The sequence below is a fragment of the Rhizobacter sp. P2_G4 genome (genome assembly GCF_056403575.1).
The window spans coordinates 51165-72643 of sequence record NZ_JBFUFG010000014.1 but is presented as its reverse complement, the minus strand read 5'-3'; the positions used below and the strand labels follow the sequence as shown (position 1 = coordinate 72643).

The 21479-nt window shown below is 67.0% G+C and carries 18 protein-coding genes; 9 read left to right on the top strand and 9 right to left on the bottom strand.

Going from position 1 to position 21479, the window contains the following annotated elements:
- Positions 1–164 precede the first annotated feature (164 nt).
- Complete coding sequence (locus AC1DYS_RS29285) at positions 165–1280, bottom strand: NADH:flavin oxidoreductase/NADH oxidase (protein ID WP_477905112.1); 1116 nt, start codon at positions 1278–1280, stop codon at positions 165–167.
- Positions 1277–2242, bottom strand: coding sequence for a DMT family transporter (locus AC1DYS_RS29280; RefSeq protein ID WP_477905110.1), 966 nt, complete (start codon positions 2240–2242; stop codon positions 1277–1279). Before AC1DYS_RS29280 ends, AC1DYS_RS29285 begins: the two co-directional genes overlap by 4 nt.
- A 135-nt stretch (positions 2243–2377) precedes the next feature.
- Between AC1DYS_RS29280 and AC1DYS_RS29275 the strand changes: the two genes are divergently transcribed.
- Entirely contained in the window at positions 2378–3253 is an 876-nt protein-coding gene (locus AC1DYS_RS29275) for a LysR family transcriptional regulator (RefSeq protein WP_477905109.1), read from the top strand.
- A 23-nt stretch (positions 3254–3276) separates the two neighbouring features.
- Here the strand turns inward: AC1DYS_RS29275 and AC1DYS_RS29270 are convergent, their stop codons facing one another.
- The 6 genes from AC1DYS_RS29270 to AC1DYS_RS29245 all read right to left on the bottom strand — a co-directional run bounded on the left by AC1DYS_RS29270 (position 3277) and on the right by AC1DYS_RS29245 (position 9788).
- Positions 3277–4254 carry an ABC transporter ATP-binding protein gene (locus tag AC1DYS_RS29270; RefSeq protein WP_477905198.1) on the bottom strand — a complete coding sequence of 326 codons (978 nt, stop codon included), beginning with the start codon at positions 4252–4254 and terminating at the stop codon, positions 3277–3279.
- Between the two features lie 23 nt (positions 4255–4277).
- The gene (locus AC1DYS_RS29265) at positions 4278–5312 is read right to left on the bottom strand and encodes an ABC transporter ATP-binding protein (protein WP_477905107.1); all 1035 of its coding nucleotides are present in this window, start codon (positions 5310–5312) and stop codon (positions 4278–4280) included.
- On the bottom strand, positions 5309–6196 hold the full coding sequence (locus AC1DYS_RS29260) for an ABC transporter permease (RefSeq protein WP_477905105.1): 888 nt from the start codon (positions 6194–6196) through the stop codon (positions 5309–5311). Before AC1DYS_RS29260 ends, AC1DYS_RS29265 begins: the two co-directional genes overlap by 4 nt.
- A gap of 9 nt (positions 6197–6205) precedes the next feature.
- Positions 6206–7159: an ABC transporter permease gene (locus tag AC1DYS_RS29255; RefSeq protein WP_477905103.1), complete on the bottom strand. Its 954-nt coding sequence runs from the start codon at positions 7157–7159 to the stop codon at positions 6206–6208.
- Positions 7160–7218: 59 nt separating this feature from the next.
- Positions 7219–8769, bottom strand: a complete 1551-nt coding sequence (locus AC1DYS_RS29250) for an ABC transporter substrate-binding protein (protein ID WP_477905197.1) — start codon at positions 8767–8769, stop codon at positions 7219–7221.
- Positions 8770–8963: 194 nt separating this feature from the next.
- On the bottom strand, positions 8964–9788 hold the full coding sequence (locus AC1DYS_RS29245; RefSeq protein WP_477905101.1) for a DUF3014 domain-containing protein: 825 nt from the start codon (positions 9786–9788) through the stop codon (positions 8964–8966).
- A 243-nt stretch (positions 9789–10031) separates the two neighbouring features.
- Here AC1DYS_RS29245 and AC1DYS_RS29240 point away from each other — a divergent pair, with 243 nt between their 5' ends.
- The 4 genes from AC1DYS_RS29240 to AC1DYS_RS29225 all read left to right on the top strand — a co-directional run bounded on the left by AC1DYS_RS29240 (position 10032) and on the right by AC1DYS_RS29225 (position 16773).
- Positions 10032–10400: a helix-turn-helix domain-containing protein gene (locus AC1DYS_RS29240; protein WP_477905099.1), complete on the top strand. Its 369-nt coding sequence runs from the start codon at positions 10032–10034 to the stop codon at positions 10398–10400.
- Positions 10397–11692, top strand: a complete 1296-nt coding sequence (locus AC1DYS_RS29235; RefSeq protein ID WP_477905097.1) for a type II toxin-antitoxin system HipA family toxin — start codon at positions 10397–10399, stop codon at positions 11690–11692. Before AC1DYS_RS29240 ends, AC1DYS_RS29235 begins: the two co-directional genes overlap by 4 nt.
- 151 nt (positions 11693–11843) lie before the next feature.
- A complete protein-coding gene (locus AC1DYS_RS29230) occupies positions 11844–15425 on the top strand; it encodes a hypothetical protein (protein WP_477905095.1) in 3582 nt (1193 codons plus the stop codon).
- Between the two features lie 52 nt (positions 15426–15477).
- Positions 15478–16773, top strand: a complete 1296-nt coding sequence (locus tag AC1DYS_RS29225; RefSeq protein ID WP_477905093.1) for a lytic murein transglycosylase — start codon at positions 15478–15480, stop codon at positions 16771–16773.
- 63 nt (positions 16774–16836) lie between these two features.
- Here the strand turns inward: AC1DYS_RS29225 and AC1DYS_RS29220 are convergent, their stop codons facing one another.
- Entirely contained in the window at positions 16837–17679 is an 843-nt protein-coding gene (locus tag AC1DYS_RS29220; protein ID WP_477905091.1) for an NPP1 family protein, read from the bottom strand.
- Positions 17680–18008: 329 nt separating this feature from the next.
- On the opposite strand from AC1DYS_RS29220, the gene AC1DYS_RS29215 reads away from it, so the two are divergent.
- From AC1DYS_RS29215 to AC1DYS_RS29200, 4 genes are read left to right on the top strand one after another with little or no spacing between them, the layout of a single operon-like run.
- Complete coding sequence (locus tag AC1DYS_RS29215) at positions 18009–18449, top strand: division/cell wall cluster transcriptional repressor MraZ (RefSeq protein ID WP_082000947.1); 441 nt, start codon at positions 18009–18011, stop codon at positions 18447–18449.
- A gap of 14 nt (positions 18450–18463) precedes the next feature.
- Entirely contained in the window at positions 18464–19402 is a 939-nt protein-coding gene (rsmH, locus tag AC1DYS_RS29210; RefSeq protein ID WP_477905089.1) for a 16S rRNA (cytosine(1402)-N(4))-methyltransferase RsmH, read from the top strand.
- Positions 19399–19692 (top strand): cell division protein FtsL, encoded by a 294-nt coding sequence (gene ftsL / locus AC1DYS_RS29205; RefSeq protein ID WP_477905087.1) that lies wholly within the window; start codon positions 19399–19401, stop codon positions 19690–19692. Before rsmH ends, ftsL begins: the two co-directional genes overlap by 4 nt.
- A 2-nt stretch (positions 19693–19694) precedes the next feature.
- Positions 19695–21479: a peptidoglycan D,D-transpeptidase FtsI family protein gene (locus AC1DYS_RS29200; RefSeq protein WP_477905085.1), complete on the top strand. Its 1785-nt coding sequence runs from the start codon at positions 19695–19697 to the stop codon at positions 21477–21479.

Below are 21479 nucleotides of genomic sequence, written 5' to 3'. Positions count from 1 at the left end.
CACTGCGTGTGCCGCATTAGTTCTGACGCGACGCGTGCCCGGGCGACGCATTCGTCAGGCGCGTATTTGCGGCAATTTTTACCTGCTCAATGCGCGTTCTTCCTCGTCGCTGGATGTTGCATTCGGCGCCTTCGATGTCTGACGCGCACAACATCCAGGCCGACTTATCGACCGCCGGTGACCGCGTTCTTGAAGAGGTCTTTATGGCTGCTTGGCTGTGAGCGCCAGTACTGCGGTGGCGCGTCGACTTGCGCACCCAACTCGGCGGCCGCGTGCCATGGCCACCGAGGGTCGTACAGCATCGCGCGCGCCAGGGCCACCGCATCGGCTTCGCCGTTGGCGATGATGGCTTCTGCCTGCGCGGGCTCGGTGATCAGGCCGACGGCCATCGTTGGCAGGCCCACCTCGGCTTTTATGCGCTTTGCCAGTGGCACCTGGTAGCCGGGGCCGGGTTTGATGGCCTGAAGTGGCGACACACCGCCGCTCGACACATCGATGGCGGCGCAGCCCCGCGCCTTCAGCGCATGGCCGAAGGCGATGGTGCTTTCGATGTCCCAGCCACCCTCGACCCAGTCGGTCGCCGAGACGCGAACCCACACCGGCTTGTTGCCCGGAACGGCCTCACGCACAGCCTCGAACACTTCCAGCGGAAAGCGCATGCGGTTCTCGAGGCTGCCCCCGTAAGCATCGGTACGCTGGTTGGCAAGGGGCGACAGGAACTCGTGCAGCAGGTAGCCGTGCGCGGTGTGAAGCTCGATGCCATCGAAGCCCAGGCGGGCAGACCTGCGTGCTGCCTCCGCAAAGGCGTCTCGCACGCGCTTCAGTCCAGCAGCATCGAGCGCCAGCGGCGGGGCTTCGCCCGGTGCATGCGGCACGGCCGACGGTGCCTCGGCGTGCCAGCCATCGGGTTGGTCGGGGTGAATCTGCTTGCCGCCATGCCAAGGCGATTGGCTTGATCCCTTGCGGCCTGCATGCGCCAGCTGGACCGCCACCTTGATCGGCGAGTAAGCCCTTATCGCGCTGAGCACCCGGGCCAAGCCCTGCTCGTTGGCGTCGCTGTACAGGCCCAGGTCGGTCGGGGAGATGCGGCCTTCGGGCGAGACGGCTGTTGCTTCCAAGGTCAGCAGGCCGGCGCCCGAAAGCGCGAGCTGGCCCAGGTGGATCATGTGCCAGTCGCTGGCGGTTCCTTCGTTCGCCGAGTATTGGCACATCGGCGCGATGACGATGCGGTTGGCCAGTTGAAGCGTGCCGATCTGCCAGGACTGGAAAAGCTGACTCATGAGGTGTTCGTGCAAGTTCTGACTGGCGGCATTGTTGACGTGAGTCGGGGCAGGGCGGGCGCGGTGCGGCTGATGGCCGTATGAATCAAAAGGCCAGCCACGACCATCGCCATACCCAGCAGCTCGTTCGCGGTAGGTGGTTTGCCCAGCGCAATGCTCATCAAGAGCGCCGACACCGGCACGAAGTTGAAGAAGGCCGTGGCTGTAACGCTGCCCAGCGCGCGCACGCCGTAGTTGAAGGCCAGCACCGAGAAGGTCGACGACACCACGCCGACGTAGGCCAGCGCCTCCCAGGAGGCCTGCAGGCCGTCGAGGCCGGGCGCATGGGCCCAGCCCAGCAAGCTGGCCGCAAGGGCACCGGCGACGAGCAGCGGCCACGAGGCCAGCACGGTGAGGGCGGTGTACTCGAGCACGTCCAGCTCGGCGAACCTGGCCGCGCCGCGGGTGTACAGAATCCAGCCGATGGTGCCGGCCAGTGCCACGGCATCGCCGCGCCAGGTCGACACGCCGGCACTGCCGTCCGACAGCACGCCCGAGACCACGGCCACGCCCGCCAGCGCCAGCAGGGCGGTCAGAACATTGGCACGCGCCGGGCGGATGCCGTCGAGAGCCCAGCGCAGCAGCTGCGTGGTCATCGGCGCCGTCGCGACGATCACCGCGCCGTGCGAAGGCACCGAATGTGCGAGGCCGATCAGCAGCATCACGCTGAAGAAGCCGAAGCCGGCGAGCCCGCGCAGCGCGAGCGGCAGGGCGTGCGTGCGCAGCTTGCGCCAGGGAGCCATGCCGCGCGGCAGCAACAGGGCAACCAGCACCAGGCCGGCGATCGTGTAGCGGCTGAGCGTGAACCAGAACGGGTCGACGTGGTGGAGAACCCCCTTGCTGACGAGGAACATGCCACCCCAGCCAGAGGTGGCAAGCAGCAGCGCGACGATGCCGAGCGAGCGAGGATTGGTGGTGGGCATGACGAGCTCCGATTGGGCGGTGAACAGGCCTTGAAGCATCGGCGCCAGCCGCTGCCCCGGCCATTCGCATCTTTGGAGCGGGGCCTCAGCTTTTGCGAACGGACACCACCGTTCGTGGCGCTCAGAATCCGGGTCATGGAGCTCTACCAACTCAAGACCTTTGTCGCCATCTCACAGGAAGGCAACCTGACGCGCGCAGCCGAGCGGGTGTTCACCAGTGCGCCGGCTGTCAGCGCCCAGCTCAAGGCACTGGAAGATGAGCTCGGCGTCAAGCTCTTCGAGCGCACGCCGCGCGGCATGGTGTTGACCGACGCCGGCCGCAGCCTGCTCGACGAGGCCCAGCGCACGCTGGCCTCGGCCATGCGCATGCGCTCGGCCGCCGAGCAGCTGCGTGGCGTGGCGCAGGGTGTGGTGCGCTTCGGCACGGTGGTCGACCCGGTGGCGCTGCGCCTGGGCGATGTGCTGGTGAAGCTGGCCGAACGGCACCCGCAGGTGAGCCTGCAGCTGCGCCAGGGCCTGTCGTACGAAACGCTGTCGGCGGTACAGCGTGGCGAGCTGGACTGCGCTTATGCGCTCAGCGACCGTGAAAGCATCGACGGCCTGGAGCTGCGCCGGCTCGGCGCAGTCGACCTTGTCATCACCTTGCCCAAGCCGCTGGCCCTGGCCAACCCCGAGTTGACGCTGGAGACGCTCGTCAGCCTGCCCTGGGTGGGCACGCCGGCTTCGTGTGTGCTGCGCGCCCATGTCGACAGCCTGTTCGCCAGCATCGGCCGCGAGTACAAGCCGACGCAGACGGCCGACAGCGAAAGCATCATGCGCAGCATGGTTGCGAGTGGGCTGGGTGCCGGTCTCCTGCGGCTCGACCAGGCGCAGCAGGGCGAACGCAACGGCGAACTCGCCATCTGGCAAGGCTGGCGCTCACACACCTGGCTGTGCTGGCTGGCACCGACTGGGAAGTTGCCGGTGGCGGTCGAAGCGGTTCGGGGCGCGGTGTTCGAAGCCTGGGCCTGAGGCGGGTCGACCGCTCGAACCCGTCAGGCCGCTTCGGGCGCGATCGTCTCGATGCGGATGCACCTCACGCGGTGGTTCACCGCCGCCTCGACCACGGCCGGTTGCGCCTCACGGCACGCACCGATGGCTTGCGGGCAGCGGTCGGCGAACGCGCAACCCGGCGGCAGTGCCGCCAGATCGGGCGGTGAGCCCGCGATGGTCTCCAGCCGCGTACCGCGCGCCTGTGTGCCGCTGGTGCGGCTTTTCAGCAGGGCCAGCGTGTAGGGGTGCCGCGGGTTGCGGATGAGTTCGCGGGCGGTACCTTCTTCGACGATGCGGCCGGCGTACATCACCGCGATGCGGTCAGCCACCTCGACGGCGGCGCCGAGGTCGTGCGTGACGAAGATCACCGACAGGCCGAGGTCGCGTTGCAGCTCGCGAAGCAGCAGCAGGATCTGGATCTGCACGGTGGCGTCGAGCGCCGTGGTGGGTTCGTCGGCCAGCAGCAGCTGCGGCCGGCAGGCCAAGGCCAGCGCGATCATGGCGCGCTGGCGCATGCCGCCCGACATCTCGTGCGGGTAGGCCGTCAGCCGGCGCTCCGGGCTCGGGATGCTGACGCGCTCGAAGAGCGCGAGCGCGCGTTGATGCGCCTCGCTGGCCGAGATGCCCTCGTGCCGGCGGATCGACTCGGTGATCTGCGCACCCACGGTGTACACCGGGTCGAGGGCCAGCAAGGGCTCCTGGAAGATCATCGACGCGACCTTGCCGCGAAAGTCGGCCAGCTCGCGTGCCGACATGGCCAGCACGTCGCGCCCTGCCACCTGCACCGTGCCGCCGATGCGTGTGCGGCGCTCGGGGTGCAAGCGCAGCAGGCTGCGCAGCGTAACGCTCTTGCCCGAGCCCGATTCGCCGATCAGCGCGACCACCTCGCCACGCTGCACGTCGAGGCTCACGCCATTCACGGCATGCACCGGCTTGCGCCCGCCGCTGAAGATGACGCTCAGGTCGCGCAGGCGGACCATCGGCTCTGCGCCTGTCATGTCGCTCATGCCGCCGCCTCCTTCGGCTGCGCGAGCGGGTGGCCGCTGCCGGGTTGGTGGATCAGGCAGCTCACGCTGCGTGCCGAGCCGTTGGCAATGCGCGCCGGCTCCGTCTGGCTGCACAGCGGCGCGGCGTGGGCGCAGCGCGGGTGAAAGCGGCAGCCGGCGGGCGGGTTGATCGGGTTGGGCGGGTCGCCGGCGAGCGCTGCCTTCTCGGTGCGGTGGTCCGGGTCCATCGAGGGCATTGAGGACAGCAGCGCCTGTGTGTACGGATGCGCGGGCGTGTCGAACAGCGCGTCGGACGGGCCGAGCTCGGCCACCTGCCCGAGGTACATCACCATCACGCGGTCGCTGACGTGGCGCACGACGTTCAGGTCATGGCTGATGAAGAGGTAGGTCAGGCCGAACTCGGCTTTCAGGTCGAGTAGCAGGTTGATCACCTGGGCCTCGACCGATTTGTCGAGCGCGGACACCGCTTCGTCGAGGATCACCATGCGCGGCTGCAGGGCCAGTGCACGGGCGATGTTGACGCGCTGCCGCTGCCCGCCTGACAACTCGTGCGGGTAGCGCTCGGCGAAGCGCGCGGGCTCCAGCCCGACGCGCGCCAGCAGGTCGCGCGCCCTCGCCACCGCGGCACCGCGTGCCAGGCCGTGCACCTGCGGGCCAAAGGCCACCGAGTCTTCGATCGTCAAACGCGGGTTCAGCGAGGCGTAGCTGTCCTGGAACACCATCTGCACCTGGCGGCGGAACTCCTTCAGCGGCAGGTCGCGGCCACCGACGGTGCAGCCGTCGAACACCACCTCGCCACGCGTCGGCTCGATCAGGTGCATCAGCAGGCGCGCGGTGGTCGACTTGCCGCAGCCGGATTCGCCGACGACACCCAGCGTCTCGCCTTTCAGCACCTCGAAGTCCACGCCGTCGACGGCACGCACGGAACCGCCGCCACGGCCGAGCGGGTCGCGCTTGAGCGGGAAGTGCTTGGTGAGCCCGGTGATGGTCAGCAGGGGCTGAGCGGGGCCGCCGATGTCGAGGCTCGTCATGACTTGTTGTCCATGGCTGAGCGCAGGCCATCGGAGAGCAGGTTGAACGAGATCGCGGTGATGAAGATCATCGCGCCGGGCAGCGCGGCAACCCAGGGCTGCACGTAGATGGCGGTGCGCAGCGTGTTGAGCATCAGCCCCCACTCGGGCTCCGGCGGTTTGACGCCGAGGCCGAGGAAGGACAGGCCCGACGCGAGGATCATCGACACCGCGATGAGGCTGGTGGCATACACGAAGATCGGCCCGAGCACATTGCCCAGCACGTGCACCCGCACGATCGTGAAGGCATTGGCGCCCGAAGCCCGCGCGGCCTCCACGTAGTCGCGGTTGCGCACCTGCGTGGTCACGCTCTCGGCCACGCGCGCGATCTGCGGGATGAACACGATGGTGAGCGAGATCAGCGAATTGACCACGCCCGCACCCAGCGTGCCTGACAGCGCGATCGCCAGCAGCACGGACGGGAAGGCGTAGAACACGTCGATGACCCGCATGATCAGTGTGTTGACCAGGCCGCCCGCATAGCCGGCCACCAGGCCGATCAGCGTGCCCAGCACGAATGCGCACAGCACCGGCGTGATGCCGATGAAGAGCGACAGGCGTGCACCGACGATCAGGCGCGACAGCATGTCGCGGCCGAGCTCGTCCGCACCGAGCGGAAAGCCGGGCGTGCCGATGGGCTTCAAGCGCTTCAGCATCGACGATTGGTACGGATCGGCCGGCGCGATCGAGTGGCCAAACAGCGCGAAGGCGATCAGCACGAGCACGACGAGTGCTGCGCCCATTGCCACCGGGTCATGCGTGAAGCGCTGCCAGACCGAGGCCCAGTAGCCGCGCGAACGCTGCGCGGGCTCGGTTGCCTTGATGGTTGCGGTGATGCTGGTCATCGGTTCGCCTCAGTCACGCGCGATGCGCGGGTCGAGCAGCGTCTGCAGCACGTCGACCAGCAGGTTGAGTACGACGAAGAACAGGGCCAGCACGAGGATTGTGCCCTGCAGCAGCGGCAGGTCGCGCTGAAAGATGGCTGAGTTGAGCAGGAAGCCGGTGCCCGGCCAGGAGAACACCGTCTCGATCAGGATTGAGCCACCGAGCAGGTAGCCGAGCTGCAGGCCCATGACGGCCAGCGCCGTGGGCGCCGCGTTTTTCACCGTGTGGCGGAACACGCCGAGGTGGGTGAGGCCCTTGGCCCGCAGGCCGACGATGAACTCCTGGTCGAGGATGTCGGCCACCAGCGCGCGCACGGTGCGCGCGACGATGCCCATCGGGATCACCGACATCGTGATCGCCGGCAGCAGCAGGTACTGCAAGTGCTCCCAGTTCCAGACCCAGTGGTCCGAACCGCCGGGCCCGGCGCCGGTGGCCGGCAGCCACATCAGCTGCGACGAGAACACGATGACCATCACCATGCCGAGCCAGTAGTGCGGCACGCTGACGCCCAGCACCGACACGAGCGATGCCGCGCGGTCGATCCACGAGCCGCGGAAGTAGCCGGCGACGAAGCCGAACAGGCAGCCCAGCACGAAGCCGATCACTGTGGCCACCATCGCCAGCCGCAGGGTGTTGCCGACGGCGGTGAACACCTCGCCCGCAACCGCGCGGTTGCTCGCGATCGAGACGCCCAGATCGCCATGCAGCGCGCGCCACACCCACATCGCGAACTGCTCGGGCAGCGAGCGATTGAAGCCATACAGCTCGCGCAGCTGTGCCTGCAAGTCGGCCGACGCATCGGGCGGCAAGATGGACACCAGCGGGTCGCCCGGTGCGATGTGGATGAGCGCGAAGCACACCAGCGCCACGCCGAACATGATCGGCAGCGCATACAGCACGCGGCGCAGCAGGTAGAGGAGCATCGGTTGTCGGCCTTAGTGTGTGAAGCAGCAGGTGCTTCACACGTCCCAAGCAATGGATTTCAGTCCATCGTCATCGTGGCGATGTCGATGAACCAGCTGCGAGGTTGAACGACGTTCTTCACTTTGGGCGAGAGCGCGCGCGGGCCGACGTCATGCGCGATCCAGACGAAGGGCGCGTCTTCGACGATGTGGGCGTGCAGCTTGGCGAGCGCTGCATCGCGCGCCTTGTCGTCGAAGCTGTTGCGCGCATCGGCCACCAGTTTGTCGACCTCGGCGTTGCCGTAGTAGCCCCAGTTGTTGGACACGGGCGGGTAGGCCTTGGTGCTCACGAAACGCACCATCGCGAAGAACGGGTCCATCGCGGCGAAGCTGATGTTGACGGCGCTCGCGCCATTGGCGGACGGGTCCTTCGCGCCCTTGCGCCAGTTGGTGAAGAGCGTGTTCCATTCGATGACGTCGAAGTCGACGTCGAAGAAGCACTGCTTGAGCGATTGCTGCGCGAACTCGTTCATCGGCAGCGGCTGCATCTGCCCCGAGCCCGAGGCCGAGATCTGCACCTTGACCTTGAGCGGCTTGGCCGCCGAGAAGCCGGCCTGCGTCATCAGCGCCTGCGCGGCCTTCACGTCGTAGCGGATGTCGAACTTCGGGTTGCCCCACCACGGGTGGCCGGGTGGCACGGTGCCCTTGGGCTCGGCCATCATGCCGCCCAGCAGCTGCTTCATGCCGCCGCGGTCGACGCACAGGTTGGCCGCCTGGCGCACGCGCTTGTCGAGCCACGGTGAGCCGTCGACGAAGGAAAGTTGCCACGGCCACACGTGCGGCTGTGCGTTGGTGTAGATCTTGAAGCCGCGCTGCGTGATCTGCGGCACGGCGTCTGGCGACGGCGCTTCGATCCAGTCGACCTGGCCGCCGAGCAGCGCGGCGGTGCGGGCATTGGCTTCGGGCATGGGCAGCAGCACGACCTTGTCGATCTTCGGCACGCGCTTGGCATCCCAGTAAGTCTTGTTGGCAGCCAGCTCGAGGCGCTCGCGGGCGAGAAAACGCGTGACCTTGAATGGGCCCGAGCCCGAGGGGTCGGCGGCGAAGGCGGTCCACGCAGCCTTGGCACGTTCGGCCGGCACCGTCACGCTGGCCGGCACGGCCTGCAGCTTGGCGGCCCACTGCGTGGGCGAGGCCATGAAGAGGTTGGTGAGGTTGATCGGCAAGAAGGCGTCGGGCTCGCTCGTCGTCAGCTCGACCGTCAGCTCATCGATCTTGCGGGCCGAGCGCAGTGTGGGCATGCGCGAGGCGGTGACACCGACCTGGCTCGCATCGAAGTGGGGCGCTTCCTTGTCGAGCACCTTCTGCACGTTCCACACGACAGCGTCGGCATTGAAGGCCGAGCCGTCATGGAACTTCACGCCGGGGCGCAGCTTGAAGACCCACTTGGTCTTGTCTTTTGCATCGACCGCCCACGAGGTGGACAGGCCCGGGATCAGCACGCTCGGTGCGTCGGCCTTGGAGAGATCCCACTGCGTCAACGCGTCGTAGATCGGGATGCCGGTGAAGCGGTTGCCTTCGAAGCCCTGGTCGGGTTGACCGAGTGTGCGAGGGATGTCGGCCGCGGTCATCGCGATGCGCAGTGTTTTCTCTTGCGCCTGGACTGCAGGCGAGACGAGCGCGAATGCCGCGCAGACAGACCAAAGATTCAACAGTGACGAACGGGCAGGGCGCATCGCGTGGGGCTCTCCGAGGAGGGTGATCAGGCGATGACAGGAAGCACGTCCCGTACCAGCGGGGCGTTTGCACTGCGGGCGAAGGCGTCTCAGCGTGGGGCCACGCGAGCGTTCACTGCCTTGCGAAAGTTGACCAGCACCGCCTTCAGGCGCCGATGGTTCACCGCGCCGACGCGCAGCAGGATCTTCTGGCCGGCGCTCGCCTGTTCGAGTGCCGGGTCGACGTATTCATAGCGCACCCACGGGCGCGTCGACGGCACGGAGCCTTTCACCTCGGTGAGCTGCACTTCGATGGGCTTCGACACGTCGGGCGTGGCGAGCAGGTGGTCGATCGTCGTCATCAGCCTCGTGTGGAAGCGCTGGTTCGGAAAGCCGAGCTGTTCGTAGGCCGACTGCAGCACCGGCAGCAGTTGCACGTAGAGATCGGCCGCGTGTTCGATGTTGACCTGTTCGGCCATCACCACCAGCGGCACATAGCGCAGCTCGTTGTCCGGGCTGATGAAGCTGCGGCCGTCGCGCTGGATCACCGTGAAGCGGCCGGGCGTCGGGTTCACCGGCCACAGCTTCGAGGTGGCGCCCTGGCGGCTGAGGTTGTCCGTCGTCGCGGCGAAGCGGTGCTGGAAGTCATCCAGCTGCAACAGCGACAGCGCGGCTTTCTGGCCGAACAGCTTTGTGAGGGCATCACCGATGCTCTCGGTGGCGAGTGGCGTTTCAGTGGGAGCGGGTTCCGGCAGCGGTGCAGGCTCTGCGGCTGGGGCGGATGGCGGTGCCACCGCCACCTCGGGCGTGGGCGAAGCAACCGGCGGTGTTCCCAGGATCGGCAGGATCTCGGCCTTCTGGCGCCACAACAGGAGCAAGCCGATGAGGATGGCCAGGAGCGCGGCCGCGAGAGCGATGCGTGTGGTTCGGTTCATGGACTGCCTTTCTGGTGAGGACTTGTTTTCATGCGTTTTCAAGCGCCCGCTGGCGTCAGGGAGGCGGTAAGCCAGAAAGGTTCCGGCGGTCCGGCATGAATGTCAAACAGGTGGGTTGCTGAACTTCTTCTTCCTAGCCCTGGGCGGCGTCGTACGCGCAGAATAAGTAACATATAGTTGACTGTATACAGGCATTTCGATAAACTATATGTTATGTCAAAGGCATCAACTGCGCTGTCCCAAATGCCGCCATCGACGGTCGCCGCGCTGGAGCAGCTTGGCGCCGACCTGGCAGTGGCGCGCCTTCGGCGCAAGGAATCTCTCAAGACCTGGGCGAAGCGCATGGGAGTGAGCGTGCCCACGCTCCTGCGCCTGGAGGCAGGCGAACCCAGCGTGAGTCTCGGCGTTCTCGCCACCGCGCTGTGGCTGATCGGGCGTGACGCGACGCTCGCCACCCTGGCCTCCCCGAAGGAAGACCGTGGCGCGCTGGAGCTCGACGTGCGGCAAGCTGAAACGCTCGGCAAGGAGCGGGCGCGCGCCACGACGCAAGCCAAGTTGAAGAGAGCATCGAAGCGCCAGCAAGACGACCCATCGAGGACACCCGGCCAATGAAATACGACGAGCTGTACCTGTGGTTCCTGGCCGACCCGGCCGCGCCGCGCTACGTGGGCCAGCTGCGCCTCGTCGACGCCGGCAAAGGCGTCTCTCTCCGGTACGGCAGCGCGTGGCTGGCCGGTGGGTTCCCGCTGAGCGAAGACCTGTTCCTGGTCGACATCGAGCACCTGCCCCGCTGGAAGAACATGGCCGTCGGCGCGGTGGACGATGCGCGCCCGGACCGCTGGGGCGAGCGCGTCATCCAGTACATCGACAAGCCGGCGCGGCTGTCGATCATGGAATATCTCTTCTACGCGGGCGATGACCGTTTCGGTGCGCTCGGCGTGTCGACCTCGGCCGATGCCTACGTGCCGCGCGCCAAGAGCCCGCTGCCGCGGCTGGAGCAGGCCCAGCCGCTGAGCGAGATCGTCCACAAGGTCAGCGCCAAGGAGCCGGTCACCGACACCGAACGCAAGCTGCTGGCGGCCGGCGGCAGCTTCGGCGGGGCCAAGCCCAAGGCGCTCATCGACATCGGCGGCGAGCAGTGGGTCATCAAGTTCTTCAACAACGAGCCTGTCGACGTGCCGCTCATCGAGCACGCCTCGATGACGCTGGCCAAGCTAGCGGGCATCACCGTGGCCGAGACCCGCATGGTGCCGCTCGCCGGCGAGAACGCGCTGGCGGTGCGCCGGTACGACCGCGAGGGCGCCATGCGCCTCCACTGCATTTCGGCCGGCACCGCGTTGCGCGCCGAAACGGTCGAGGGGCGAGAGCCCGAGTTCGGCTACCCGAGCCTCGCGCAACTGCTGCGCCGCACCGGCGTGGCGGAGGGCGACCTGAACCTGCTCGACATGCAGGAGCTCTTCCGCCGCATGGTGTTCAACATCCTCATCGATAACACCGACGACCATGAGAAGAACCATGCGCTGAGGGTGGTGGCGCCCACGCGGCAGGGCAGGTACCGGCTGGCGCCGGCCTACGACGTACTGCCCACAAACTCGGGCCAGGGATACCAGGAGTTCATCGTCGGCACCGACCAGCGGGACTCCACGCTCTCCAACGCCATGTCGCAATGCGAGCTGTTCGGCTACACGCCGGAACAGGCCGCGGCCGATGTCGTGCGTGTCATCAAGGTGGTCGACGGGTGGCGAAACCACTTCGCGGCGTGCGGTGTCACGCAGGCCGACCTTGAAAGCCTGGCCGAGCGCATCGATGGCGACCCCTTGCTGAGCCGGCGGCAGACCTTCCGCCCGGCGGACCATGCGGCGCAGGGCCGCCCGTCGCGGCGCCGGAGCCCCTTCGCCAGGTGACGCGGGGCTGGCCTGATGGCCAGCAGGCGATCGCGCGGCGTCAATCGGTGCGGGCCTTGACGGCTTCGCAATCGGCCTCCCGCTTTCGCATGACGACGACGCAGGTTCAAGGCAGCTCTCTACCGTTGCGCCATGAACCGAGAACGCCACCATGCCTGAATGGCTCAATGCACGCCCGCTGAGCGCCACGCTCGTCCTGCCAGGCACGGAGCGCACGCGCGAACACCCTGAACGCCCCGCGGCTCCGGCCGTGCTGGGCGATGCAGACCACCCCTTGCGCTCTCGCAGCCGCCGCGAGCCCGACGTGGCCGAGGTGCTGAAGGTGTCGGGGCGTGCAACCGCCGATGCGCCGTCGAACATGGATCGTCCGGGCGGATCGCAGTTGCGCCGCCGCTTGGCCGCGCATTCGCCGTCAGGCTTGATGCCCTCAGTGTTCCCGGCGCCGCTGTCAAGCTTCCTAACTGGTGAGACGAGCGGCGTAAAAGTGTCACTGGGCGCGGCGCAGCCGCCCGGCGGCATGCACCCCATCAACCACAGCCGCGCAGACGAGGTGGCTCAGTCCTCTGTGGACCCCGGCTTTGCCGAGCGCCTGAATGGCGCGAAGAACGGCTTCGATGCCGCCGTGCGAGCGCACCGCGCCTCGCCCGGCGCGCAGTCGCACACCGAGTTGCGTGCCGCAGCCGCCGAACTCGATGCGGCCTTGTCGGCTTCACGCCTGCGCAACCTGGGTGCCGCGGCACGCATGCACACCGCCACGCGCGTGCGGCTGGACTTCTCGGTTGGCGAACTCGAACGCGCCGGCGCACACCCCCGCGACCAAGCCAGCCTGGACGAGGTGAACCGCCAGTTGCCGTTGGTGCGGGCGGCCGCCGAAGGCGCGCTGACGATACAGGCGCATCACGACGCGGCATTGAACGCGGGCGAGCAGCGCTTGCTGACGCTGATGGTGGCGCACCCGCCGGGCTTCATGGCCACCGGCCCGCTGCCTGCGTTCAGCGCGCAGCTTCAGGCGCTGGCAGACCGCTTGCCCGACCAACCGCTGAAAGAGGCGATGTCGCGCTCCTCGATGGTGGAGGCAAGCTCGCGCATGCTGGCGCACGTGACCGGTGGCGACACCGCCCGGGCCACCGACGCGCTGCAGGCGCTGATGGCTTCACCCACGTCGAAGTGGATGGAACTCGCCGGGAACGAAGCGGGCACATCCGGCCGCACTCAAACCGAGTCCGACGCGATAGCGCTGTTCCAAAGGATGAGCGGGGTGCATCGCGGTACCGAAGTGTTGATCCTCGCGACCCGCGACAAGGCCACCGTTGCCGAGGTGACTCCGCAGGCCGTCGACGTGCGCGCTTTCTGGCGAGCCGACCAGGCGCTGCAGCAGGAGTCATCCGAGCCGGTGCGCGCGTGGCTCGAAGGCGCGAAGCGTGCGGCCGTGGCGGGCGTCGACTCGGGCCCCGATGCAGTCACCAGCCAGCGCGACCTGGCGGCACTGCGTGCGGTGCGCATGGGTTTCGTCTCCAACGCGCCGCACTCGCACTACGGGCGCGTCAACAAGCGCTTGACCAAGATGGTCACGCAGTGGGTCGATCGTGCCCAGGCGCCCGAGTTGGGCCTGACAGGCCGTGTGCAGCAGATGCTGGGTTTCGGCACGGCACCCGCCACAGACATCGAGCAGGGCCAGGCGCGCAGGCCGCAGGAACTCGACCCGCCGACCTACAACCCGCTTGGCAAGAAGACACCGCTGCGCGCCAGCGTGCTGGAGCGGCTCGACACGGTGGGTGCCTCCATCGGCGTGCGCACGCCGTCAGTGCAGGTGCGCGAGCACATGAACTCCGCTGCGCAGGCGCTCGAACAGGCCGGAGGGCAAGCCATCAACCAGGCCTTCGCGCGGCGCGCATCGCCCTCGCCCGAAGCCGCCGTGGCCCAGGCGCTCGGCGCCTTCATGCGTGCACGGCCCGAACTCCCGGCGACGTACACGCCCACGGGCGAAGAGATGGCGAAGATGCAGGCACACGCCCTCGAGGCCTTGCAGGGCCAGAGGGTGCACATGCCGACGGCCGGGCCGCTGTTGGCGATGGCGCAGCGCTCGGCCTCGATGCTGCAGGGGTTCTCTGCGAGCCGTGCGCAGCCCGCGACGCGCAACGAGGCGCAGACGGCAGCGTTGGCGGCTGGTGCCGCGGAGCACCTGGCCGCTGCCGAGAAGTTGCAATCGCCTGCATCGGACGGCCGGCAGCGCTTCGTCGACGACATATCCGCCAAGCTCGACACCTGGGACCTGCGCACCCGGCTGCGTGCCACCGATGGCGCGGTTGCCGGCCTCGGCCTGCTGCCGAACATGTCGATCTCGGAGCCCGCGCTGGGCCACCCCCTCATCACGCCCGTGGCCAGCGCCCAGGTGCGGCGCGAGGCGTTCATCGACATCTTCCATCCGATGCAGGGTCTGCAGATCACGGCCGGCTCGATCCGCCAGGCCGGCGGTGAACTCGGCGTGAGCGCGGGGCCGAGCTTCAAGCTCGCCGAAGACGTGCTGGGGCTGCGGCTGACCGGCGGCGTGAAGGGTGGGCTCAGCAGCACGCACGTCGAAGGTGCCACCTTGCGCATCCGCCGCGAAGCAGGCCGACTGCCGGAGATGATCGACAACATGAAGGCCGTCGTGCGCGACCTCGCCCAGTGGGAGACCCTGCACGACGAGAGTGGCCGGCCCTTCGGCGACGCCGTGTCGTCCCTGCTCGCGCGCCACGAGAAGCTGATCATTTCCGACATGACGCAAGACACCTCGAGCAGCGTGCTGGAAGTGTCCGCATCGGCCGGCCTCAGCGTGGGCGATCCGGACCCGGAGCAGCGCAACACCACCTTCGGCCCCAACGCATCGGTGCTGCTGTCTACCGAGCGCCAGAAGCAGCTGTACGCAGACCACTCGGGCAGCGTGCGGGTGCTCAACGAGCAGGTCTCGACCGCGCACCACAAGTTCCGCGCATCGGCCAGCCTCACAGCCAACATCGGCGACCCGAACAACTACCCGCGTGCATCGCAGGCAGCGTCTGCTCCAGGACCGGCTGTGTCGGCATCGGCACCGTCTCCCGCGCCGGCGGCAGCGCCGGCCGAGTCCACCGAAATCACGGGCGTGAAAGGACCGATGCTCCTCTCCGGCACACGCGAATTCGGGCAGGACTACGAGAAGCTCTCGGTCACGGTGCTGGACTTCGTCGGCACGATCGACGCCGACCACGACCGCTTCTACAACACGCCTCAACCGCTGGTGGCCGAGGTGGAGCTCAATCGCGAGCAATGGGTGCAGCGTTACCTCGAGACGCTGGCCGGCTGGACCGAAGAGCAGAAGCAGACGCAGGGCCGCGACCTCGCACACCAGGACCTGGACCGTTTCGTCGCACAGGCGAAGGCGCTGCAGGGCAGCAACTTCGCGCACTACAACATCCACGACACGATGATGCCGCAGGCTGCCGGCCACTTCGAGACGCTCTACATGCTCAAGGACGTGGCCGAAACCACCGGCAACGACACGATGGCCCAGGCGGTGCAGGCCGATCGCGACCAGCTGATGAACGAGCCCTCCACCTGGCGCCGCTCGACCATGAACCTCTTCGAGCGGGGCAAGTCATCGGCCACCGACGGCATCAATCTCGTGGTGCGAGCCGGTCGCACTCAAGGTGCGGATGCACAGCTGCAGATCGCGGAATACCCGTCGCGCAATCCGGCGCCGCCGCCGCAGATGTGAGTGGAAGGGTTGGAAGGCTGCGATGACGATCCGTTCGATCAAAATCAGCTGGATGCACGATTCCACCTTTTCAGTTCTGCGCCTTGCCGGGTTGGCTTCCGCGATGCTGGCGCTTGCGGCTTTGTCGAGCTGCGCCTCCGCGCCTGCGGCACTCTCGGAGCCCACGACCACGTCGACACCAGCCACCAGCACTCAACCGGAAGCTGCGGCCAGCGACGTGACACCCCAGCAAGGTTTCGAACGCTGGGTCGCGGCCTTTCGCACCACCGCCCTGGCCGCAGGCATCGACGAGCAGACGCTGCACGCTGCTTTCGACGAGGCCCGCTACCTGCCACGGATCGTCGACCTGGACCGTGCGCAGCCCGAGTTCACCCGCTCGGTGTGGGACTACCTCGACAGCGCCGTGACGGCCCAACGCGTCACGCAGGGTCAGGACAAGCTGCTGCAGCTTCGCAATGAAACTGATGCCGCGGCGTCGCGTTACGGCGTTCCGCCGAGCGTCGTGGTGGCGATCTGGGGCATCGAGAGCAACTACGGCAGCAACTACGGCAATGTGCCGGTCATCGATGCACTGGCAACGCTGGGCTTCGAGGGTCGGCGCGAAGAATGGGCACGCGGCCAGCTGCTCGCCGCGTTGAAGATCCTGCAGAACGGCGACATCGCCCGTGCCCGCATGATCGGTTCGTGGGCCGGCGCGATGGGCCAGACGCAGTTCCTGCCTTCGGTCTATCTGGCCCATGCCGTGGATGCCGACGGCGACGGCCGCCGCGACATCTGGGACAGCATGGCCGACGTCATGGCCTCGACGGCGAACTTCCTCGCGCACTCGGGCTGGCAAGCGAACCAGCCTTGGGGCATCGAAGTCAGGTTGCCGCCGGGGTTCGATGTCGGCCGCGCCGATGCCGAGCTGCGGCAGCCCAGCGCCCAGTGGGCAAGCGAAGGCGTGCAAACCGTTGATGGCGCGCCGCTGCCGGAGATGGCTGACGCCTCGGTGCTGCTTCCTGCAGGCGCGCGCGGACCGGCTTTTCTCGTCGGCCCGAACTTTCGCGCCATCCTGCGCTACAACAACTCGAACAGCTACGCGCTCGCGGTCGGCCTGCTCGCGCAACGCCTCGCCGGTGGCCCGGGTGTGCAAGCCGCGTGGCCGCGTGATCTGCCCGCACTCACGCGCAGCCAGCTGCTCGCGATGCAGATGGCCTTGAACCAGCGCGGCTTCCCGAGTGGCACCCCCGACGGCATGATGGGCCCCGCCACGCGAGACGGCGTGCGTGGCTACCAGCGCAGCATCGGCCTGCCCGCGGACGGCTATCCCACGCTGGACTTGCTTCAGCGACTGCAGGCGCAGTAGCCGACCCCTCCGCGCGGCCGGCGAACGACGCGCGCCACTCGGTCCATCACGGTGCCGTGCCCCTCAAGGTTGCGCCGCCTCCAGGCTGGCCTGTGTGAACGTGGGGTAGCTCGCCGGCTTGTACTTGTTCAGATTGGTCAGGAAGTTGTTGTCCCTGAGCGGGATCGTGGCCGAGCCGTAATCGAAGGCGTTCAGCTTGTTGCGCATGGCCTCGTTGGTGATGCCGTCACCCTTGAGCTCATACCAGCTGACGATGGAGGGCGTGACGAACTGGTCATAGGCGTTCTCGGCGGTCTCACCGCTCTGGGCGAAGCGCATTGCGTGGGTCGATGCGCCGTCCTTGTGATACACGATCTTCAGGTGGCCGTACTGCATCGGCAACTCGGCCACGGGTTTGTTGATGAGGTCGCCGTGCGCGCTGTAGCCGCCATGGGTGACCACGCCGTTGGTGGTCCACACCGCAGCGTGCTCCCAGTCGTGGCGGTGGCCGCCACCCAGTGCGGTGACCTGGTCCTTGAGGAAGTACAGCGCGTAGAAGTGGCCGCAATACGTGTTGCCGCCGCTGTTGATGCAGGCGTGGCGATGCAGGGCGTTGGACGTGTCCAGGAAGCCGTTGGCGCGGCAGCCACCCGTGACGCTGCCCGAGGGGTTGAGCCCGCCGTTCTGGGCCCCTGCACGGCTGATGCCGGCGCTCGGCAGGCAACCCCATCGGTATCGAAGTCGAACACCGGGGAGGTGCCGGTGACGTCGACCGTGGACGGAAGCGCTTCGTTCAGTTTCGCGAACGTGTCTGCGCTGGCGGGGCTTGCCAGGGACGCAGCGAGCAACAGGGCGGCGATCAGGTGGTTTGACTTCATTGGATTCCTGCGTTTTGTCTTCTGAAAGGATGGCGGGACGGGTTGCCAAATCGCTCGACGCCTTGCTGCCGGGTCGCGTGGGCGGCGCCAGTTTCCGTGAGCACCATGACGCTTCGGTGAATCGCCAACTGCGAATTTCTTATCGAACGAAGGCATCGTCAGTTCGTCAGGGAAATCAGTGAGAACCCGCGGGATAAGCTCAGACAACGCTTTCACACCATCTCGCAAGTCCTTATTTTTGAAGCAGTTTTTAGGCAACAACGTGTTTCAAGAACGTTCGCTAAGTACTTGATTCCATTGATTTTTCTTTCTGCTTCTCGTTGACCCAGCCTCATGCCATGAGCTACAGTGCAAATAAGTGCACTTCAGTGGGTTTTTGTGGCAAATATTGTGTTTCAGGGGCCTGCGGGGCTGACGCTGGACGGCAAGGGGCGTATCGCCATGCCGTCGCGTCACCGCGAACTCCTGTCCGCGATGGGCGTCACACAGCTCACTGTGACCAAGAACCCTGCCGGCGCCTTGATGATCTTTCCGCGTCCCACCTGGGAGGCATTTCGCGACCAGCTGGCCCGGCTGCCGATGCAGGCCGACGGCTGGAAGCGCGTGTTCCTCGGCAACGCGATGGACGTCGAGATAGACGCGTCTTCGCGCGTACTGATCGCGCCCGAGCTGCGCGCCGCTGCTGGCCTCACGCGTGACGTGATGCTGCTCGGCATGGGCAGCTACCTCGAACTGTGGGACGCCGCTCGCTACGCCGAGCACGAGGCCGAGGTGATGAAGTCACCGATGCCCGATGCGTTGCTGAATTTCAGCTTCTGAGCGCGGCCACTGCGATGTTTGAACACACCACGGTCTTGCTGAACGAGGCGGTCGATGCACTCGTCACGACACCCGCTGGCATCTACGTCGATGGCACCTTCGGCCGCGGCGGCCATTCGCGCCTGCTGCTGTCGAGGCTGTCTCCGGCGGGAAGGCTGGTGGCCATCGACCGGGACCTCCAAGCCGTTGCGGCTGCGACAACAGGTGCAACGCGGGTCGATGACCCGCGTTTTTCCATCCGTCACACAAGCTTCGCGAACATGGTGCCGACCCTGGCTTCGCTCGGCGTGAACAAGGTGCACGGGCTGTTGCTCGATCTGGGCGTGTCTTCCCCGCAGATCGACGACCCCGAACGTGGTTTCAGCTTCCGTTTCGACGGGCCGCTGGACATGCGCATGGACACGACCCGAGGCGAAAGCGCCGCGGATTTTCTGGCCCGCGCCGATGAGCGCCTTATCGCGGAGGTGATAAAGAATTATGGGGAAGAACGGTTTGCTATATCGGTTGCAAAGGCGCTTGTTGCTAGGCGCGAGGGCGGGAATCCTGTTCGAACCACCCGTGAGCTTTCCGAAGTCGTGGCTGGCGCGGTCAAGACCCGCGAAGCGGGCCAGAACCCTGCAACGCGCACATTTCAAGCTCTTCGGATTTTCGTCAACGCCGAGCTTGAGGAGCTCGAACAAGGCCTGAGTGCGGCACTCGACCTGCTGCTGCCGGGCGGGCGCCTGGTGGTGATCAGCTTCCACTCGCTGGAAGACCGCATCGTCAAGACCTTTATCGCTCGCGAGAGCAAGAGCGTGTTCGACCGGCGGGCACCGTTTGCCGAGCCCAAGCCGAACCGGCTGGTAGCGCTGGGACGCGTGAAGCCGAGCGATGCGGAGGTGGATGCGAATCCACGTTCGCGTTCGGCGGTGATGCGGGTTGCCGAGCGGACTGACGTGGGAGTGTCGGCATGACCCGCATCAACCTCCTGATCCTTCTGGCGCTGGTCGGCAGCAGCATCTATCTTGTTCGTGTGTCGTACGAATCGCGCCGCCTGTTCGCCGAGCTGGACCGCGCGCAGAGCGAGGCGCGGCAGCTCGACATCGAACACGAGCGCCTGAAGGCCGAGAAGCAGTCGCAGGCCACGCCGCTGCACGTGGAGCGCGTGGCGCGCGACCGCCTGGCGATGCGCAATGCCACGCCGGCGGTCACGCAGTACGTCACCTACACGCCGGCCGCCGCCGCATCGGGAGCCGCTCGATGAACATGTCCAAGAAAGCTCCGAAGAACGGCGCGGTCAACGTGCGCGCGGTCATGTACTCGACCAGCCCGCTGCTGGCCTCGAAGACGCCGCCGTGGCGCTCCAAGTTCCTGGTCGGGCTGGTGGGCCTGGGTTTTTGCGTGCTCGCCGGCCGCGCGGTCTACGTGCAGATCATCGGCAACGACTTCTTCCTGAAGCAGGGCGAGATCCGTTACGCCCGCACGCTCGACCTCGCCGCCAGCCGTGGTCGCATCACCGACCGCAACGGTCTGATCCTCGCGGCCAGCGTGCCGGCGCCGTCGCTGTGGGTCATCCCGAAAGAGTTCGACGCCGACAAGAAGCAGCGCGCCCAGCTGGCGCGCCTGCTCGGCATGACGGCCGGCGAATTGGCCGGCAAGCTCGACGACAACCCCAACTTCGTGTGGCTGCGCCGCCAGGTCGACGAGCCGGTGGCCAAGGAAGCCGCGTCGCTCGGCATCAAGGGCCTGTTCCAGCTGCGCGAATTCAAGCGCCGCTATCCCGAGGGCGAAGCGGCGGCGCACGTGGTGGGCTTCACCAATGTGGAAGAGCACGGCCAGGAAGGCATCGAACTCGCGTTCCAGAACGAGCTGCAGGGCCGCAACGGCACGCGCCGTGTCGTGAAGGACCGGCTCGGCCAGGTGGTCGAAGACATCGGCGAGAGCGTGCAGCCGGTTGACGGGCGCGACATCGAGCTCACCATCGACTCCAAGGTGCAGTTCTACGCCTACCAGCGCATCCGCGACGCGGTGGCTCAGCACAAGGCCAAGGCCGGCAGCGTGGTGGTGCTCGACGCGCAGACCGGCGAGGTGCTGGCGCTGTCCAACTACCCGAGCTACCTGCCCGGCGACCGCCGCAACCTCACAGGCGCTCAGCTGCGCAACCGTGCGCTGACCGACACCTTCGAACCCGGCTCGACGATGAAGCCTTTCATCGCCGCCTGGGCGATGGAGACCGGTCGCGTCACGCCCAACACAGTGATCCCGACGGCACCTGGTCGCATCACCATCACCGGCTCGACCATCACCGATTCGCACCCGCACGGTGACCTGACGGTGTCGCAGGTGATCCAGAAATCGAGCAACGTGGGCACCGTCAAGATGGCGATGACCATGCAGCCGCGCGAAATGTGGGAGCTGTACACACAGGTGGGCTTTGGCCAGAAGCCGCAGATCTCGTTCCCCGGTGCGGTGACCGGCCGGCTGCGGCCTTACAAGACGTGGCGTCCGATCGAGCAGGCGACCATGAGCTACGGCTACGGCCTGTCGGCCAGCCTGTTCCAGATCGCGCGGGCCTACACCGTGTTCGCGCACGATGGCGAAGTGATCCCGACCACGCTGGTGAAGACTGCCGGCGCCGGGCCGGTGCAGCCTGCCGGCATGCGCGTGATTTCGCCCAAGACGGCGCAATCGGTGCGCGAGATGCTGCACCTCGTCACGCTCGAAGGCGGCACCGCGCCGAAGGCCCAGGCCATGGGCTACTCGGTGGGCGGCAAGTCGGGCACGGCCTACAAACAAGAAGGCAAGGGCTACGCGGAGAAGAAGTACCGCTCGTGGTTCGTCGGCATGGCGCCGATCGACAAGCCGCGCATCATCGTTGCGGTGATGGTCGACGAGCCGAGCAACGGCCAGTACTTCGGCGGCGACGTGGCCGCACCGGTGTTCAGCGAGGTGGTGCAGCAGACGCTGCGCTCGATGGGTGTGCAGCCCGACCTCGACGTGAAGCAGCAGATCGTCACGCAGAAGCTGCGTGCCGAGGAAGAGAGCTTCTGA

Bases quoted from the DNA above. Each gene is read 5' to 3' on its own strand.
- AC1DYS_RS29285 (WP_477905112.1), bottom strand. From the start codon at position 1,280: ATGAGTCAGCTTTTCCAGTCCTGGCAGATCGGCACGCTTCAACTGGCC.
- AC1DYS_RS29280 (WP_477905110.1), bottom strand. From the start codon at position 2,242: ATGCCCACCACCAATCCTCGCTCGCTCGGCATCGTCGCGCTGCTGCTT.
- AC1DYS_RS29275 (WP_477905109.1), top strand. From the start codon at position 2,378: ATGGAGCTCTACCAACTCAAGACCTTTGTCGCCATCTCACAGGAAGGC.
- AC1DYS_RS29270 (WP_477905198.1), bottom strand. From the start codon at position 4,254: ATGGTCCGCCTGCGCGACCTGAGCGTCATCTTCAGCGGCGGGCGCAAG.
- AC1DYS_RS29265 (WP_477905107.1), bottom strand. From the start codon at position 5,312: ATGACGAGCCTCGACATCGGCGGCCCCGCTCAGCCCCTGCTGACCATC.
- AC1DYS_RS29260 (WP_477905105.1), bottom strand. From the start codon at position 6,196: ATGACCAGCATCACCGCAACCATCAAGGCAACCGAGCCCGCGCAGCGT.
- AC1DYS_RS29255 (WP_477905103.1), bottom strand. From the start codon at position 7,159: ATGCTCCTCTACCTGCTGCGCCGCGTGCTGTATGCGCTGCCGATCATG.
- AC1DYS_RS29250 (WP_477905197.1), bottom strand. From the start codon at position 8,769: ATGACCGCGGCCGACATCCCTCGCACACTCGGTCAACCCGACCAGGGC.
- AC1DYS_RS29245 (WP_477905101.1), bottom strand. From the start codon at position 9,788: ATGAACCGAACCACACGCATCGCTCTCGCGGCCGCGCTCCTGGCCATC.
- AC1DYS_RS29240 (WP_477905099.1), top strand. From the start codon at position 10,032: ATGCCGCCATCGACGGTCGCCGCGCTGGAGCAGCTTGGCGCCGACCTG.
- AC1DYS_RS29235 (WP_477905097.1), top strand. From the start codon at position 10,397: ATGAAATACGACGAGCTGTACCTGTGGTTCCTGGCCGACCCGGCCGCG.
- AC1DYS_RS29230 (WP_477905095.1), top strand. From the start codon at position 11,844: ATGCCTGAATGGCTCAATGCACGCCCGCTGAGCGCCACGCTCGTCCTG.
- AC1DYS_RS29225 (WP_477905093.1), top strand. From the start codon at position 15,478: ATGCACGATTCCACCTTTTCAGTTCTGCGCCTTGCCGGGTTGGCTTCC.
- rsmH (WP_477905089.1), top strand. From the start codon at position 18,464: ATGTTTGAACACACCACGGTCTTGCTGAACGAGGCGGTCGATGCACTC.
- ftsL (WP_477905087.1), top strand. From the start codon at position 19,399: ATGACCCGCATCAACCTCCTGATCCTTCTGGCGCTGGTCGGCAGCAGC.
- AC1DYS_RS29200 (WP_477905085.1), top strand. From the start codon at position 19,695: ATGTCCAAGAAAGCTCCGAAGAACGGCGCGGTCAACGTGCGCGCGGTC.